At 71.5% G+C, this 16,539-nt stretch carries 13 protein-coding genes; 6 read left to right on the forward strand and 7 right to left on the reverse strand.

Annotated features, from left to right (window positions below):
- Positions 1 to 768, reverse strand: coding sequence for a GntR family transcriptional regulator (locus ACFVIU_RS04460; RefSeq protein WP_385840549.1), 768 nt, complete (start codon positions 766 to 768; stop codon positions 1 to 3).
- Between the two features lie 293 nt (positions 769 to 1,061).
- On the opposite strand from ACFVIU_RS04460, the gene ACFVIU_RS04465 reads away from it, so the two are divergent.
- The 4 genes from ACFVIU_RS04465 (at position 1,062) to ACFVIU_RS04480 (ending at position 5,776) form a co-directional block, all read left to right on the forward strand.
- On the forward strand, positions 1,062 to 2,342 hold the full coding sequence (locus tag ACFVIU_RS04465; protein WP_385840550.1) for an extracellular solute-binding protein: 1,281 nt from the start codon (positions 1,062 to 1,064) through the stop codon (positions 2,340 to 2,342).
- 85 nt (positions 2,343 to 2,427) lie between these two features.
- Positions 2,428 to 3,426: a carbohydrate ABC transporter permease gene (locus tag ACFVIU_RS04470; RefSeq protein WP_385840551.1), complete on the forward strand. Its 999-nt coding sequence runs from the start codon at positions 2,428 to 2,430 to the stop codon at positions 3,424 to 3,426.
- Positions 3,423 to 4,253, forward strand: a complete 831-nt coding sequence (locus ACFVIU_RS04475) for a carbohydrate ABC transporter permease (RefSeq protein WP_385840552.1) — start codon at positions 3,423 to 3,425, stop codon at positions 4,251 to 4,253. The genes ACFVIU_RS04470 and ACFVIU_RS04475 overlap by 4 nt, the downstream gene beginning before the upstream one ends.
- 8 nt (positions 4,254 to 4,261) lie before the next feature.
- Complete coding sequence (locus ACFVIU_RS04480) at positions 4,262 to 5,776, forward strand: glycoside hydrolase family 3 protein (protein ID WP_385840553.1); 1,515 nt, start codon at positions 4,262 to 4,264, stop codon at positions 5,774 to 5,776.
- A gap of 305 nt (positions 5,777 to 6,081) precedes the next feature.
- Here ACFVIU_RS04480 and ACFVIU_RS04485 read toward each other — a convergent pair whose 3' ends face one another.
- Entirely contained in the window at positions 6,082 to 6,996 is a 915-nt protein-coding gene (locus ACFVIU_RS04485; RefSeq protein ID WP_385840554.1) for a hypothetical protein, read from the reverse strand.
- A gap of 388 nt (positions 6,997 to 7,384) precedes the next feature.
- Here ACFVIU_RS04485 and ACFVIU_RS04490 point away from each other — a divergent pair, with 388 nt between their 5' ends.
- Positions 7,385 to 9,454 carry a putative Ig domain-containing protein gene (locus tag ACFVIU_RS04490; protein ID WP_385840555.1) on the forward strand — a complete coding sequence of 690 codons (2,070 nt, stop codon included), beginning with the start codon at positions 7,385 to 7,387 and terminating at the stop codon, positions 9,452 to 9,454.
- Positions 9,455 to 9,530: 76 nt separating this feature from the next.
- On the opposite strand, the gene infA is transcribed toward ACFVIU_RS04490, so the two are convergent.
- Positions 9,531 to 9,755 carry a translation initiation factor IF-1 gene (gene infA / locus ACFVIU_RS04495; protein ID WP_385840556.1) on the reverse strand — a complete coding sequence of 75 codons (225 nt, stop codon included), beginning with the start codon at positions 9,753 to 9,755 and terminating at the stop codon, positions 9,531 to 9,533.
- Between the two features lie 71 nt (positions 9,756 to 9,826).
- Entirely contained in the window at positions 9,827 to 10,624 is a 798-nt protein-coding gene (locus ACFVIU_RS04500; protein ID WP_385840557.1) for a GNAT family N-acetyltransferase, read from the reverse strand.
- A 292-nt stretch (positions 10,625 to 10,916) separates the two neighbouring features.
- Between ACFVIU_RS04500 and ACFVIU_RS04505 the strand changes: the two genes are divergently transcribed.
- Positions 10,917 to 12,446: a hypothetical protein gene (locus ACFVIU_RS04505; protein ID WP_385840558.1), complete on the forward strand. Its 1,530-nt coding sequence runs from the start codon at positions 10,917 to 10,919 to the stop codon at positions 12,444 to 12,446.
- Between the two features lie 25 nt (positions 12,447 to 12,471).
- On the opposite strand, the gene ACFVIU_RS04510 is transcribed toward ACFVIU_RS04505, so the two are convergent.
- From ACFVIU_RS04510 to ACFVIU_RS04520, 3 genes are all read right to left on the reverse strand, one after another.
- A complete protein-coding gene (locus ACFVIU_RS04510; protein WP_385840559.1) occupies positions 12,472 to 14,175 on the reverse strand; it encodes a hypothetical protein in 1,704 nt (567 codons plus the stop codon).
- Positions 14,176 to 14,313: 138 nt separating this feature from the next.
- Positions 14,314 to 15,843 carry a helix-turn-helix domain-containing protein gene (locus ACFVIU_RS04515; RefSeq protein ID WP_385840560.1) on the reverse strand — a complete coding sequence of 510 codons (1,530 nt, stop codon included), beginning with the start codon at positions 15,841 to 15,843 and terminating at the stop codon, positions 14,314 to 14,316.
- A 148-nt stretch (positions 15,844 to 15,991) separates the two neighbouring features.
- Positions 15,992 to 16,324 (reverse strand): hypothetical protein, encoded by a 333-nt coding sequence (locus ACFVIU_RS04520; protein ID WP_385840561.1) that lies wholly within the window; start codon positions 16,322 to 16,324, stop codon positions 15,992 to 15,994.
- Positions 16,325 to 16,539: the final 215 nt, after the last annotated feature.

A 16,539-nucleotide genomic window follows, 5' to 3' on the forward strand; every position in this document is an offset into this window, starting at 1 on the left:
TCAGCCCTGCGCCGGCCGGCGCAGGGCGGCCACGAACTTGTACCGGGAACCCCGGTACACCGAGCGCACCCATTCCACCGGGGTGCCCGCCGCGTCCCGCGAGTGCCGGGACAGCAGCAGCATCGGCAGCCCCACGTCGGTGCCGAGCAACTGCGCCTCGCGCGGGGTGGACAGCGAGGTCTCGATCGTCTCGTCGGCCTCCGCCAGCCGGACGCCGTACACCTCGGCGAGCGCCGTGTACAGCGAGGGGCGGCCGGCCAGCGACTCGCGCAGGCCGGGGAAGCGCCGTACGGACAGATGCGTCGTCTCGATCGCCATGGGGGCGCCACTGGCCAGCCGCAGCCGCTCGATGCGCAGCACCCGCTCGCCGATCGCGATGCCGAGCAGGCCCGCCAGCCGCTGGTCCGCCGGGATCTCGCCGATGTCCAGTGTCTGCGAGGCGGGCGTGAGGCCCTGGGCGCGCATGTCCTCGGTGTGCGAGGTCAGCTGGAGCGTGCGGTACAGCTTGGGCTGGGCGACGAAGGTGCCCTTGCCCTGGATCCGGTCCAGCCGGCCCTCGCCGACCAGCTCCTGGAGCGCCTGCCGCACGGTGGTCCGGGAGGTGTTGAAGCGCACCGCCAGCAGCCGCTCCGCCGGCATGGCCGAGCCGGGCTCCAGTACGTCGGCCATGGCCAGCACCTGCTGTTTGATCCGGTAGTACTTCGGCACGCGCGCGGTGCGGCCGGACGACCCGCTGAGCTGCTGGGCGCCGCTGACGTCGGTGGTCATGCCCTGCCTTCCCGGCTGTGTGGGTGGTCTCCCGTTATAGCGATCTCCCGCGTATTGGTCTAGTCCAACGGGAGAAGCCCGGCGAAAGGGGATGGACGCGCTCCGGTGTCTATCGCGTAACGGCCATCCCCGGCTTGCGGAACGACCCTTGACACCCCGAAAGGTCTAGGCCAAGCTCCACCGTACTGGTCTACACCATTAGTGGCCAGGTCCCGAGCCCTACGTGCAACAGCGTCGTACGCAGGTCACCGCCGAGGGCGTGGGGGGTTAGTGGCATCCCTGAGGAGGGTGGCGTGAAGCGCAAGCTTGCGGCCGCGATCGTGATCGCGGGCATGATGGTCTCCGTTGCGGCGTGTGGCGGGGGCAAGGGCGGCGACAGCGGCAAGGACGCGGGACCGGACAGCTGGAAGGGGCAGACCCTGACGGTCTGGACCATGGACGGCTCGGCGCCGCCGCAGTGGTCCAAGGACGTCCAGGCCGCCTTCGAGAAGAAGACCGGCGCCAAGCTGAAGTTCGAGATCCAGAAGTGGGACGGGATCCAGCAGAAGATCACCACCGCCCTCTCCGAGTCCAACCCGCCGGACGTCCTGGAGGTCGGCAACACCCAGACCCCCGCCTACGCGGCCACCGGCGGCCTCGCCGACCTGGGCGACGTGAAGAAGGCGATCGGCGCCGACTGGTCGCCCTCGGTCTCCCAGTCCTCCGTCTACGACGGCAAGCAGTACGGCGCCCCCTGGTACTTCGCCAACCGCGTGGTCATCTACAACAAGAAGATCTGGGCGCAGGCCGGCATCAAGGACACCCCGAAGACCCGGGACGAGTTCTTCAAGGACCTCGACACCATCGGCAAGAAGACCGACGCCGAGCCGCTCTACCTGCCCGGCCAGAACTGGTACTTCCTGGACGGCCTGATCATCGGCCAGGGCGGCGACCTGGTGAAGAAGCAGGGCGATAAGTACGTCTCCAACCTGGCCGACCCCAAGGTCTCCGCCGCCATGGAGCTGTACAAGAAGTACGCCTCCTACTCCAAGGCCCCCAAGGACAAGGACGAGGCCACCCCGCAGCAGGCGACCATCTTCGCCAAGGGCAAGACCGGCGCGTTCATCGGCATGGGCTGGGAGGCCGGCACCGCGATCCAGGCCAACAAGGCCATCGAGAAGGACCTCGGCTACTTCACCATCCCCGGCGCCACCGCCGACAAGCCCGAGGGCGTCTTCCTCGGCGGCTCCAACCTGGCCGTCGCCCAGAACAGCCAGAAGCAGTCGCTGGCCAAGGAGTTCCTGAAGATCGCCCTGTCCGACCAGTACGAGGGCGAACTGGCCAAGCTCAACGGCGTCATCCCGAACAAGCAGTCCCTGGAGAGCAACCTCAAGGGCAACGGCGCCGCCGAGGCGGCCGCGCCCGGCGCCGCGGCCGGCGGCACCACCCCGCTGATCCCCGAGTGGGCCGCGGTGGAGAACACCCCGAACCCGATCAAGTCGTACATGACGGCCGTCCTGAACGGCAAGTCCCCGGCGGCCGCCGCCAAGGACGTCCAGGGCGAGATCGACAAGCGCCTGGCCCAGAAGAACTAGACCCATGCCGGGGGCGTGCCGTGTGGGCACGCCCCCGGCCGGTGCCGATGTGTCGTTCGTACGGCCACGGAAGAGATGGCAACTCATGTCAGTGCAGACCCAAGGCACGGACACGGCCGGGGAGCCCGCTGTCCGCAAGCCCCGGATACCCGGGCCGCCGAGGGGTGCGGACCGCGCGACCGGGCCCCGGTCCCGCCGCGGTGCCACCGCCCCCTACCTCCTCCTGCTGCCCGCCCTGCTGGCCACCCTGGTGCTGCTCGGCTGGCCCCTGGTCAAGAACGGCATGCTGTCGTTCCAGAACCTCAACCCGCGGCAGCTCATCCAGCACCTCACCGAGTGGAACGGCGTCGACAACTACACGGAGGTCCTCACCGGAGGGGATTTCTGGAAGGTCGTCGAGCGCTCGGTGCTCTTCACCGCCGTCAACGTCGCCCTGATCATGCTGGCCGGCACCCTGATCGGGCTGCTCCTCACCCGCCTCGGCAAGAGGATGCGCCTCACCCTCATGGCGGGCCTGGTCCTCGCCTGGGCGATGCCCGTCATCGCGGCCACCACCGTCTACCAGTGGCTGTTCGCCCAGCGCTTCGGCGTCGTCAACTGGGTGCTGGACAAGCTGGGCTGGCACTCCATGGCCGACTACAACTGGCTCGGCACCCAGCTCTCCACCTTCTCCGTGATCACCCTGCTCCTCGTCTGGGGCTCGGTCCCGTTCGTCGCGATCAACCTGTACGCGGCGACCACCACCATCCCCAAGGAGCTGTACGAGGCGGCCGCCCTCGACGGCGCCGGCGCCTGGCAGAGCTTCACGTCCGTGACCCTGCCCTTCCTCAGGCCGTTCCTGTACTCCACGACCTTCCTCGAGGTCATCTGGATCTTCAAGGCGTTCCCGCAGCTCTTCGCGATGAACGAGGGCGGCCCGGACCGCCTCACCGAGACCCTGCCGGTCTACGCCTATGTCGAGGGCGTCGGCAACCAGCACTTCGGGGTCGGCGCGGCGATCTCCTTCCTGACCATCCTGGTGCTGCTCGTCCTCACCTCGTACTACCTGCGTATGGTGCTCAAGCAAGAGGAGGACGAGCTGTGAAGCGCTCGCTCTTCGGCCGGATCTGGCCCAACGCGACCGCCGTCGTCCTCTTCGCCGGCTTCGTGTTCCCCGTGTACTGGATGTTCGCCACGGCCTTCAAACCGACCGGCGACATCATCGCCGAGAACCCGGTGTGGTTCCCGACCGACGTCACCCTCGGCCACTTCAAGAAGGCCGTGCACGCCGACCACTTCTGGACCCTGGTCGCCAACTCCGTGACCGTGACCCTCTGTTCGGTGCTGTTCTCGCTCGTCATCGCCCTGTTCGCGGCCTTCGCCCTGGCCCGCGTGCGGTTCCGGGGGCGGCGCGGGCTCATCGTGACCTTCATGCTGGCGCAGATGGCCCCCTGGGAGGTCATGATCATCGCCATCTACATGATCGTCCGCGACGACGACATGCTGGACAGCCTGATCCCGCTCACCGTCTTCTACACGATGATGGTGCTCCCGCTGACCATCCTGACGCTCCGCGGCTACGTCGCCGCCGTGCCCAAGGAGCTGGAGGAGTCCGCGATGGTCGACGGCTGCACCCGCGTCCAGGCCTTCGCCAAGGTGATCTTCCCGCTGCTCGCGCCCGGCCTGATGGCCACCTCGCTGTTCGGCTTCATCACCGCCTGGAACGAGTTCCCGCTGGTCCTGATCCTCAACAAGGACATCGAGAAGCAGACCCTGCCACTGTGGCTGTCCCAGTTCCAGACCGCCTTCGGCGACGACTGGGGCGCCACCATGGCCGCCTCGTCCCTGTTCGCGCTGCCCATCCTGGTCCTCTTCATCTTCCTGCAACGCAAGGCTGTCAGCGGTCTGACCGACGGCGCCGTGAAGGGATGACACCGCCGATGACCACACTCGCCACCGCGTCCGGCAGCGGCTCCGCCGCGGGCGACACCCTCGCCCGGGACGCCCTCGCGGTGCTCCAGCCCGGGTTCGACGGCACCACCGCGCCCGACTGGGTGCGCCGCCGCATCGGCGAGGGCCTCGCCTCCGTCGCCCTGTTCGGCCGCAACGTCCATAGCGAGGCCCAAGTCACCGCGCTCACCGCCCAGTTGCGCGCCGAACGGGACGACCTGCTGGTCGCCATCGACGAGGAGAGCGGCGACGTCACCCGCCTCGACGTCCGCACCGGCTCCGCCTTCCCCGGCAACCACGCCCTCGGCGCCGTCGACGACCCCGCCCTCACCCGCGCCGTCTCCCGCGAACTCGGCCGCCGCCTCGCCGCCTGCGGCGTCAACTTCGACTGGGCGCCCTCCGCCGACGTCAACGCCAACCCCGACAACCCCGTCATCGGCGTACGCTCCTTCGGCGCCTCCCCGGACCTGGCCGCCCGGCACACCGCCGCCTGGGTCGAGGGCCTCCAGTCCACCGGCGTCGCCGCCTGTACCAAGCACTTCCCCGGCCACGGCGACACCAACGTCGACTCCCACCACGCCGTGCCCCGCATCGACGCCGACGCCGACACCCTCCTCGCCCGCGAACTGCCCCCGTTCCGCGCGGCCATCGCGGCCGGCACCCGGGCCATCATGAGCGCGCACATCCTCGTCCCGGCCCTCGACCCGGACCGCCCCGGCACCCTCTCCGCCCACATCCTCACCGAGCTGCTGCGCGGCGAACTCGGCTACCAGGGCCTGATCGTCACCGACGGCATGGAGATGCGCGCCATCTCCGGCACCTACGGGCTGGAGAACGGCGTCGTCCTCGCCATCGCCGCCGGCGCCGACGCCATCTGCGTCGGCGGCGGACTCTGCGACGAGGGCACCGTGCTGAAGCTGCGCGACGCGCTCGTGGCCGCCGTACGCTCCGGCGAACTCCCCGAGGAACGGCTGGCCGACGCCGCCGCCCGGGTCCGCGACCTGGCCCGCTGGACCGCCGGCGCGCGCGGCGCCGCCGCCGAGGCCGCCCCCGACCCCGCGGTCGGCCTCATCGCCGCCCGCCGCGCCCTGACCGTCACCCGGGCCGGGTCCGGCGTCCCCGCCCCGCTGACCGAACCGGTGTACGTCGCCCGGTTCGACCCGGAGCCCAACATCGCCGTCGGCGACGAGACCCCATGGGGCCCGGCCGCCGAACTGCGCCGGCTGCTGCCGGGCACCACCGCCGGCTCCTTCACGGGCGACGGCGCGGGCAGCGCCGCCCTCGCCGCGGCCGCCGGTCGCCGGATCGTCGCCGTGGTCCGCGACGAGCACCGGCACCCCTGGATGGGCGCCGCCCTCGACACCCTGCTCACCGCCCGCCCCGACACCATTGTGGTCGAGATGGGCCTGCCCCAGGCCCCGCCCCGCGGCGCCCTGCACATCGCGACATACGGCGCGGCCCGCGTCTGCGGAGTGGCGGCGGCGGAGGCCGTCGTGGCGGGCTGACCGCACACCGACCCGCCCGCGCACCGGCCGACACCGGCGCGGGCGGCCCCGCATTCCCCTTCCCCGGGGGAGATCTGATCTGGGCGCGGGGCAGGCGGGCGTGCTGCCGATGGCCTGCGGTGCAGCAGCAGCGGCCGCCTTCCCGCTGGTCAGGGTGGGGATGCGGCGCCTCGGATCCCGCCGCCTGTCCCTTGTCGTCGGCCCCGCGCTGATCGGCCTGGCCGCGGACACGGCGGCCCTTTCCGGAACCGCAGGCCGCTGCCCGGGTCGACTCCTGAAGCCGTACGGCAGTCCGGACGCGCAGCTCAGGCCTGCTGCGCCCGGAGCAGGGCCTCGGCCTCGGCGACGACCCGCTCCGAGTCCTCGGTCAGCCGTCCGTCCGCGTCGGTGACCGGGCACGTCATGACCCGGACGGCGAGGCCGTCGAGGGCAACCATCGCCGCCACCTCCGCACGCCCACGGGAGTCGTACCGGGTGAAGTCGTCGCACGCCTCCACCAGCGCGGTGACGGACGGCAGCCGACTCACCAGCTCGGACCTGAGTCCCTCCAGGACGCGCTGCATGTCCGTGCTGCGCTCCAGCAGCGCGGGCGCCTCGTCCTGCCGCTGCTGCGTCCTCGCCTCGCGCCGCTCCAGGTCTCGCGCCTTCTTCTGCTGGCTGTCCTCGAACGCATGGACCTGCCACGCCGCGATGGCTCCCCGCGTGAGGTCGGCCGACAACGTCTGGATTCCGGCCAGCATCCTTTTCCCGGCCTCCCTCCCACCTCCCCCCGAGGCGAGGGATCCGAGGCCGAACCACGCTTCCGTGGCGTTGCGGGCCGCTGCCCCGCCCAGTGTCCTGATCGCCTTGCCGGTGGAGGCGGAGCCGAATGCCTGCACCGCGTGATAGGGGCCTGCCTTGGCGGCGTGCCCGACGACCACCGGGACGACGACCAGCATCGCGGTGCCTGCCAGCACCCGGACGGCGGGTGGCACGGTGAACCCGCGCGGCTGGGAAGACGCGCTGCCCGCCGGGTCGCCGAGGGCCGGGCTCTCGACCGGGGTGAGTTCGGCCGGATCGGCGTGCCGGAGACGCTGATAGACGTCCCGGAACGGGACGAGGGCCTCGTCGTGGAGCGTCTGCCGCGCCTCCAGCAGGGCGGCGTTCTGCTCGGCGGCCCGCCGGTCGAGTTCCTCCTCGAGCTCGAGCAGACGCCTGTGCCGTTGCCGGTTCGTGCTCACAAGCCTGACGGTGTCGACTACCTCGGTGATCACACTGCCCCCCTGTACTCGGTGCGCAGATCTTAGTGCCGCAGCAGACCGAATTCGCGCCATACGGCGATGAAGCGCCATGAAAACAGGGCGAGTTGCGCGCACAACCCGTGCCGCGGAGGGTGAAGTCACTCCAATGGAGTAGCCAACCCCCTCCTATGGAGCCGCAAAGAAATCCCTCCGGCCCTGCCGGTTCGCGCGGCACGGAACTATGGTCCTCTCGCGCCCCGCCATGTCATGTTCATCGCCATCCGGGGTCGCGTACGACGCTCTTGACTGCGCGGTTCCACCGCCGCTACGCGCGTCACGGGCCTGCCCATCCAGTGCGAATCCCCACGTCAACCGGAGGCAGCACCCCATGCGTGAGTCACGCCTGAGCAAGCGGAGACGGAGTCTGCGAAGGCTCCTCGCCGTCTCCTTCCCTGCGCTCGCCCTCACCGTCGCCGGGCTCGTCGCGGCGCCGACCGCCGGCGCCCAGCCCGCCGCGGCCCACCCGCACACCTCCAAGGTCACGCAGAACAACAAGGCGCTGACCGCACCCGAGCGGCAGACCTACCACTCGACCGGCAGGGCCGGCCAGAAGGTGCCCACCCAGCACCTGTGCGCCACCGCCGAGCCGGGTCACGCGTCCTGCTTCGCGCAGCGCCGCACCGACATCAAGCAGCGCCTCGCCGCCGCCCTCGCGGCCGCCGCGCCCTCCGGCCTCTCCCCGGCCAACCTGCACAGCGCCTACAACCTGCCCACCACGGGCGGTTCGGGCATGACGGTCGCCATCGTCGACGCGTACAACGACCCGAACGCCGAGTCGGACCTGGCCACCTACCGCTCCACCTACGGCCTGTCCGCCTGCACCAAGGCCAACGGCTGCTTCAAGCAGGTCAGCCAGACCGGTTCCACCACCTCGCTGCCGACCAACGACAGCGGCTGGGCCGGCGAGGAAGCGCTGGACATCGACATGGTCAGCGCCACCTGCCCGAACTGCAACATCATCCTGGTCGAGGCCAACTCCGCGACCGACTCCGACCTCGGCATCGCCGAGAACGAGGCCGTTGCGCTCGGCGCCAAGGTCGTCTCCAACAGCTGGGGCGGCTCCGAGTCCTCCACGCAGACCAGCGAGGACACCCAGTACTTCAAGCACCCGGGCGTGGCCATCACCGTCTCCTCCGGTGACTCCGCCTACGGCGCCGAGTACCCGGCGACCTCGCAGTATGTGACCGCTGTCGGCGGCACCGCCCTCACCACCTCGTCCAACTCGCGTGGCTGGAGCGAGTCCGTCTGGAAGACCAGCTCCACCGAGGGCACCGGCTCCGGCTGCTCCGCGTACGACGCGAAGCCGAGCTGGCAGACCGACACCGGCTGCTCCAAGCGGATGGAGGCCGACGTCTCCGCGGTCGCCGACCCGGCCACCGGTGTGGCGGTCTACGACACGTACGGCGGCTCCGGCTGGGCGGTCTACGGCGGCACCAGCGCCTCCGCGCCGATCGTCGCCGGTGTCTACGCCCTGGCGGGCACCCCGGGCTCGGCCGACTACCCGGCGAAGTACCCCTACCAGCACACCGGCAACCTGTACGACGTCACCAGCGGCAACAACGGCAGCTGCTCCCCGTCGTACTTCTGCACCGCGGGCACCGGCTATGACGGTCCGACCGGCTGGGGCACCCCGAACGGCACCGCCGCCTTCACCTCCGGCTCCACCGGCGGCAACACGGTGACGGTCACCAACCCGGGCAGCCAGTCCACCACGACCGGCGGCTCGGTCAGCCTCCAGATCAAGGCCACCGACAGCGCGGGCGCGGCCCTGACCTACAGCGCCACCGGCCTGCCGACCGGGCTGTCCATCAACAGCTCCAGCGGCCTGATCTCCGGCACCGCGTCCACCGCGGGCACCTACCAGGTGACGGTCACCGCGAAGGACTCCACCGGCGCGACCGGCTCGACCTCCTTCACCTGGACCGTCGGCTCCGGCGGTGGCGGCGGCTGCACCTCCACCCAGTTGCTGGCCAACCCCGGGTTCGAGTCGGGCAGCACCGGCTGGACCGCGACGAGCGGGGTCATCACCAACGACACCGGTGAGGCGGCGCACGGCGGCTCCTACAAGGCCTGGCTGGACGGCTACGGCTCCTCGCACACCGACACGCTGTCCCAGTCGGTGACCATCCCGGCCGGTTGCAAGGCCACGCTGAGCTTCTACCTGCACATCGACACCGCCGAGACGGGCAGCACCGCGTACGACAAGCTGACCGTGACCGCCGGTTCGACCACCCTGGCGACGTACTCGAACGTCAACGCCGCATCCGGCTATGTGCAGAAGACCTTCGACCTGTCCTCGCTGGCGGGCCAGACGGTCACCCTGAAGTTCAACGGCGTGGAGGACTCCTCCCTCCAGACCAGCTTCGTCGTGGACGACACCTCCCTGACGACCAGCTGACCGGCTGACCGGCGCGGGCTGAACACCCGGTCCCGCACACGGAATCCGTCCGTGTGCGGGACACGCGTGCCTCGCGCTACGACCGGTAGCGGTACCGGATCCGGCCGCGGCTCAGGTCGTAGGGGCTGAGCTCCACGAGCACGCGGTCGTACGGCAGGATCTTGATGTAGTTCTTCCGGATCTTCCCGCTGATGTGGGCGAGCACCGTGTGCCCGTTCTCCAGTTCCACCCTGAAGGTGGCGTTGCGCAGGCACTCGGTGACGGTGCCCTCGACTTCCACGCCCCCTGATGTCTTCGTCATGGTCTCTCACTTCTCCCGTACGGCGACGGGGTCTCGGTGTGGTGTGCTGTGGTGCGGTGCGGCTGGGAGCGTCAGCGCAGGACCAGCTCCAGGGTGCCGGGCGCGCGCCGGGCACCGATGCTCTTGAACAGGGCGATGGCCGCCGCGTTGGACTCGTCCACCTCGGCCCATGCCGAGGCGGTACCGGAGCGGTGCAGCGCATCCAGCGCATGGGCCAGCAGCGCCCGGGCGATGCCGCGGCGCCGGCTGTCCGACCGGACGGCAACCAGCCCGATCCGCGGCTGCCGGGTCAGCGGCCCCATACGGAGCAGCCCCACGTACGCGTCGCCCTGCCGCGCCACGGCGTACTTCGACGGGTCGAGCACGGTGGTCCCCGCCGGGCGGGGCAGCACCTCGGCCGGCATCGTCCGCCAGCCGACGGTCGCCTCGACCTCGTCGCGGACCAGGCGGTCCAGGGCGCGCAGCGGGCCTTCCTCCGCCTCGCCGGCGGGCACGACGGTCACCCCGGACGGGGGCCGCACCGAGCCGAGCCCGGTGATCCGCGGGTCGGTGGGCACGACACAGCCCCGCTCGTGGCGGGCGACGGCGAAGCCGGCCCGCTCCCAGGCGGACCTGGTGTCGTGGTCGGTCTCGTCGACGACGGTGTACAGGGGCGCCGGAAGGTCCGTCGACATCGCGTCGGCGAGACGGTCGAAGACCGCGCCGTGCCACGCGTCGACACTGATGAAGAGCCGTCCGTCGGGCCGGCGCGAGGCGTGGCCGCGGCCGACGGTCCGGTCGTCCTCCAGGGCGTGCCACTGCGTGTCGGCGACCCGCGTGACCACGACCGGATGGCTGTCCGCGCCGGGAATGGAACGCACAGGGTTCACAGGTGTACCTCTCACAGGAGTGCCTTGTCAGGGGCGCTCCCGGCGACACCTATGTCAACCGCCCACCGTGACGACAAGGGGGAGCACCCGCACGAAAACAGCCTTCACGGGTCTCACCTCCTCGCTCTCTCACGGCTGCTCAGACGCTAGCAGCGAAGTCGCGCCGGGCCAACTCATTTAACGGAGCCCGGCGCCTCGCGCTGCGGGCCGGGGAGGCGCGGGTTAGCTTGACCCTGTTCCGATCCCTCGCGCTCACCCCCTGTCCTCCGGGCCGCAGGGGCGGAGGTCGTGCATGACCAGAACCGTGAACACGGAGCGTGGGCACCCGGCCCGCAGCGGACCGCAACCCCTCGCGGACACCTGGTGGGACCGGCGCCGGGACGGCTGGCCGGCCGCGGTCGCGGTGGCCTTCACCCTCGCCCAACTCGCCCTTGTCCGGCCCGGCATGGGGCTGGGCTGGGACGAGACGGTGTACGTCAGCCAGGTCAGCGCGCATGTCCCCGCGGCGTTCTTCAGCGCGCCGCGCGCCCGGGGCGTCTCGCTGCTGGTGGCACCGGTCGCCTCCTGGTCGTCGTCCACCACGCTGCTGCGCAGCTACCTGGCCGTGCTGTCGGGACTGGCACTGTTCCTCGCGCTGCGCGCCTGGCGCGGCCTGTTCCCCGCCCGGGTCCTCGCTCTCGGCGGCGCGCTCTTCGCGTCGCTGTGGGTGACGCTGTACTACGGCCCCCAGGCCATGCCCAACCTCTGGGTGGCGATCGGAGCCCTCGCCGGTACCGGCTGCTTCCTGTGTGCCCAGCAGGACCGGGCGCGGCGCGCTCCTGTGTGGGGCCTGGCGGCGAGCGCGGCACTGATGGCGTTGATGCGCCCGACGGACGCGGTCTGGGCCTGCCTGCCGCTGCTCGCCGCGCCGGTCGTCGTACGGCGGTGGCGGCACTGGAAGCCGCCGGCCGCGCTCGTGGGAGGACTGGTGGCCGGGGCGGCCGAATGGGTCGTCGAGGCGTACACCGGGTACGGCGGTCTCGCCCGGCGGCTGGCCGACGGTTCCCGCATCCAGGGCGGGCTCGGCTGGAACCTCGCCGTGGACGACCAGCTGCGGAGCCTGGCCGGCCGTACGCTGTGCCGTCCGTGCGGCGGCGCGCTGCCGGATCCGGCGGTGTCCGCCTGGTGGTTCGCGCTCCCGGTCCTCGCGGCGCTCGCGCTGGTCGTCGCGGTCCGCGGCGGGCGTACGGCCGCCACGCTGACGCCGCTGGCCTGCGCCGCCACGGCCGCCTTCCCGTACCTGTTCCTGATCGGCTACGCCGCTCCCCGCTTCCTGCTCCCGGCCTACGCGCTGTTGGCGATTCCGGTTGCCGACGCCCTGGCGCACCTGGTCACCGCGGCGCCGCGCACCTGGCGTCCGGTGGCCGTGACGGCGGTGGCGCTCGGGCTCGCCGGGCATCTGGCGGTGCAGTTCGTGGTGCTGGAGCGCACGGTCGACGGGGCCACCGCCGGGCACCGCGGCTGGGCGCGCACGGCCCGGGCGCTGCACCGTCTGGGAGTGCGGGCGCCGTGCCTGGTGACCGGCGGCGACAACGTCCCGATCGCCTTCTACGCCGGCTGTTCCTCCGTCGACATCAGCGGTCACAACGCGAACACCACGGCGGCCGCCCTCACCCGGACGGCCCGGCGGATACCGGTCGCGGTCCTGACCGACGGCAGCAGCGCCCCGCCCTCCTACGCCCGCGCCTGGACGTCCTTCCGGCGGGAAGGCCTGCGGATCTATGTGTCGCCCGCCGCACACGTACCAGAGACCAGCAGCAGTCCCCTCCCGGGCCCCGGCTGATCGGCCGTGCGTCCCAACGGGTGCCTCAAGGCTGGAGGGGACAGGTGAGCGGGAGGACGCGTTCGGTCAGCCGGCCGGTGAGGTGGGTGTCGGTGAGGGCGGCGTCGGTGAGCCAGTCCGCCGCGGTCAGCTGGTCGACCAGGTGCCGCAACTCGCCGGTGCCGACCGGGACCCAGGAGGCGAGAGCGCCGTGGGGGATGCCCTCACCGCCGGGACCGAGGCGTCCCGAGGCATCGGTCCGGGTGGCCAGCGTCAGGGCGAGCAGCCGGGTGCCGGCGCCGGCCTTGGCCTTGCGGAGCTTCTTGTCCGAGACGACCTTCTGGGCCCATCCGGAGAGTCTGGGCCGCATCTTCCTGCCGAACGTGAACGGGCCCGTGCCGTCCGCCCGGGGGACCAGGGAGGGGACGGTGACCGGGACGGGGTCCTCCGGCCGGGAGGCGACCAGCTCTCCGGCGGTGCCCGGCAGAGTGAGCCAGCCACAGCCGGTCAGCTGCTCGACCAGGCCCTCCGGATCGGTCAGGCCCAGCCCGGTGAGATCCCGCCCGACGAGGTTGCCGGTACCGGTGTGCGCGGTGCGCAACGTCACCATCAGCACCAGCAGTCGTGCCTCCGGTCCGGGCAGCGGGCTGTGGCCGACCACGTACGCGAGGACGGAGCGCACGTGCTCCCACTGCGTCGGCACGGTCAGCAGCCGCGGCACGGCCGGACCGTCGACTCCGGCGATGCCGCCGGTGCGGTACTGGTGCTGGAGCCGGATGGTGGCCGCGGCCCGCTCGGCACGCTGGGCCTCCCACCGCAGAGCGCCGTCGCCGGTGGCATCGGCCCAGGCGGTGAAGGCGCGGGCCTTGCGTTCCTGGAGGCCGGCGAGCAGCTCCAGGTCGGGTTCGGCGCGCTGCTGGTAGGCGCGGAAGAGACCGCCCAGTTCGATGAGTTCGTCCCGCAGGGCGACGGGCCGCAGGTCGTGCGGGATGACCCGCTGGGAGATCTTCGCCTGCGCGGGGCGGCGCCGGGCGGGTGCGGAGCGGGGAGCGGGAGCCCTCGCCCCGGCGACGGCCTGACGGTCGGAGAACTGCGGCACGCCCGCCCCCGGACCCGTGGTTGGACCCGCGCCCGCACCCGTGGTCGGACCCGCGCCCGCACCCGTGGTCGGACCCGCCCCCGGCCCCGCGCCCGGACCCGTGGTCGGACCCGCGCCCGCACCCGTGGTCGGACCCGCCCCCGGCCCCGCGCCCGGACCCGTGGTCGGACCCGCGCCCGGACTCGTGGTCGGGGCGGCCGGGCGGTCACCGGTCCGCGGGCCGGGCGCCCCGGAGACGGCCGCGGTCCGTGCTCCGGGGGTGGCGGCCGCGCACCGCGAGCAGCACTCCAGGGCCTGCCACCAGCGTCCCTCCTTGTCGCTGAGCACGGCCAGGACGACCGGTCCGCCGCACCGCCAGGGTTCGGCACGCGGATGCCGGCCGGCGTCGGACAGATGGGCGCGGCATCCCTCGGCCCTGCACGCGCAGTACGCCCCGGCCCTGGGGGCGGGGGCGGCGCGAAGGTGGGCCCTGAGGTGGGCGGCGGCGGCCGCACGGCCGGCCGCCGCGGACGGCAGACGCTGCTCGGCGCACGCGGGACGGCTGCACGAGACGCGCACCGTCGCACTGCCCCGCCCCACGGGGTCCATCCGCACCGTCCACCGACGTCCCGGTACCCGCTCCTCCAGCTCGCTCACCGCGGCCTGCGTCATCCCGCTCTTCCTCCCGGTGTGTGCCCGCCCCCCGGGAGTCAACGAGCACCCCGCGGAGGCGGACACGACCGGGCGTCCATCGCGGCCGCGCGCGGCCACCGGTTCCAGCGATCTCCGCCCCGGTGGCCGCCGTAGCGGTCAGATGTCCCGGAAGATCTCGATCTGCGCCCCCACGGAGTTCAGACGCTCGGCGAGGTCCTCGTAACCGCGGTTGATGACATAGACGTTGCGCAGCACCGAGGTGCCCTCGGCGGCCATCATCGCCAGCAGGACGACCACGGCCGGGCGCAGTGCGGGCGGGCACATCATCTCCGCGGCGCGCCAGCGGGTCGGGCCCTCGACCAGGACCCGGTGCGGGTCCAGCAGCTGGAGGCGGCCGCCGAGGCGGTTGAGGTCGGTGAGGTAGATCGCGCGGTTGTCGTAGACCCAGTCGTGGATGAGGGTCTTGCCCTGCGCGGTGGCCGCGATCGCCGCGAAGAACGGGACGTTGTCGATGTTCAGGCCCGGGAAGGGCATGGGGTGGATCTTGTCGATCGGCGCCTCGAGCTTGGAGGGGCGGACCGTCAGGTCGACCAGGCGGGTGCGGCCGTTGTCCGCGAAGTACTCGGGCGACCGGTCGTGGTCGAGGCCCATCTCCTCCAGGACCGCCAGCTCGATCTCCAGGAACTCGATGGGGACGCGGCGCACGGTCAGTTCGGACTCGGTCACCACGGCGGCGGCCAGCAGGCTCATCGCCTCGACCGGGTCCTCGGAGGGGGAGTAGTCGACGTCGACGTCGATGTTCGGCACGCCGTGCACGGTCAGCGTGGTGGTGCCGATGCCCTCGACCTTGACGCCGAGGGCCTCCAGGAAGAAGCACAGGTCCTGGACCATGTAGTTGGAGGAGGCGTTGCGGATGACCGTCACGCCGTCGTGCCGGGCGGCGGCCAGCAGCGCGTTCTCGGTCACCGTGTCGCCGCGCTCGGTCAGGACGATCGGGCGGTCGGGACGGACCGTGTGGTCGACCTGAGCGTGGTACTGGCCCTCGGTGGCCGCGATGTCCAGGCCGAACCGGCGCAGCGCGATCATGTGCGGCTCGATGGTCCGGGTGCCGAGGTCGCAGCCGCCCGCGTAGGGCAGCTTGAAGTGGTCCATGCGGTGCAGCAGTGGGCCCAGGAACATGATGATGGAGCGGGTGCGGACGGCGGCCTCCGCGTCGATCGCCGCCATCTCCAGCTCGGCCGGCGGTACCAGCTCCAGGTCCACGCCGTCGTTGATCCAGCGGGTGCGCACGCCGATGGAGTTGAGCACCTCCAGCAGGCGGTAGACCTCCTCGATCCGCGCGACCCGGCGCAGCACCGTACGGCCCTTGTTGAGCAGGGAGGCGCACAGCAGCGCCACGCAGGCGTTCTTGCTCGTCTTCACGTCGATGGCGCCGGACAGCCGGCGGCCGCCCACGACCCGCAGGTGCATCGGGCCCGCGTAGCCGAGCGACACGATCTCGCTGTCCAGGGCCTCACCGATGCGGGCGATCATCTCAAGGCTGATGTTCTGGTTGCCCCGCTCGATGCGGTTGACCGCGCTCTGGCTGGTGCCGAGGGCCTCCGCGAGCTGCGTCTGTGTCCAGCCCCGGTGTTGCCGGGCGTCACGGATGAGCTTGCCGATGCGTACGAGGTAGTCGTCTGCCATGAGGTTGAGGCTATCTCAGATATGAGATGGTGCCCGATCGGGGGGTCCATTCGGGTGACGACACGTCAGTGGCCTGCGGTGATGCGGGAGGTACCGGACACTTCGGCCGATGTCCGGTACATCCGGATCGTATTGCTTCCGGGGGTTATCAGGCGGAAGATGGGTGCACGCGCGCGTACTGCTGAGTGAAGAGCAGATGCGGTTCGAAGGTGACGGCCGGTACGGCGCCGGACTCGTAGGGCGGTGTGGCGACGCCGACCGTGTACTGGAACCGCTCGGTTCCGCCGGAGTCCTCGCGTATCTCCACCACGCCCGGTTCCGGGCAGTGCCACGAGAACTCCTCGGTGTCCTCGCTCAGCGCGTTGGCCATCGTCCCGCTGCCCCGGCCGTCCTCGCGGAACTCCAGCTCCGAGGCCTCCATGACGCCGACGTCGAAGGGGGAGCTGTCCCAGCGGCCGATCAGTGCGGTGTCGAGATGCATGGCTTCATGATTCCCCGACCGGGGTGCGGGGGTGTCCGGGCATGACCATCGGGCGCCCATGTACTAGAGTTATCTCGACATCGAGATATCTGCCGAGGCGCACCGCAGCCGCCACCCCAGTAAGGGTCGCCTAACTTAGCCTTACCTTAGCGGATCGGCCCAGCCGGCGTGGCGGCAGGATTGACGGTGGTACGCGCACATCAATGAAGGAGACT

Origin of the sequence: Streptomyces sp. NPDC127190 (genome assembly GCF_042672505.1) — a bacterium.
In the GTDB taxonomy this organism is placed as follows: domain Bacteria; phylum Actinomycetota; class Actinomycetes; order Streptomycetales; family Streptomycetaceae; genus Streptomyces.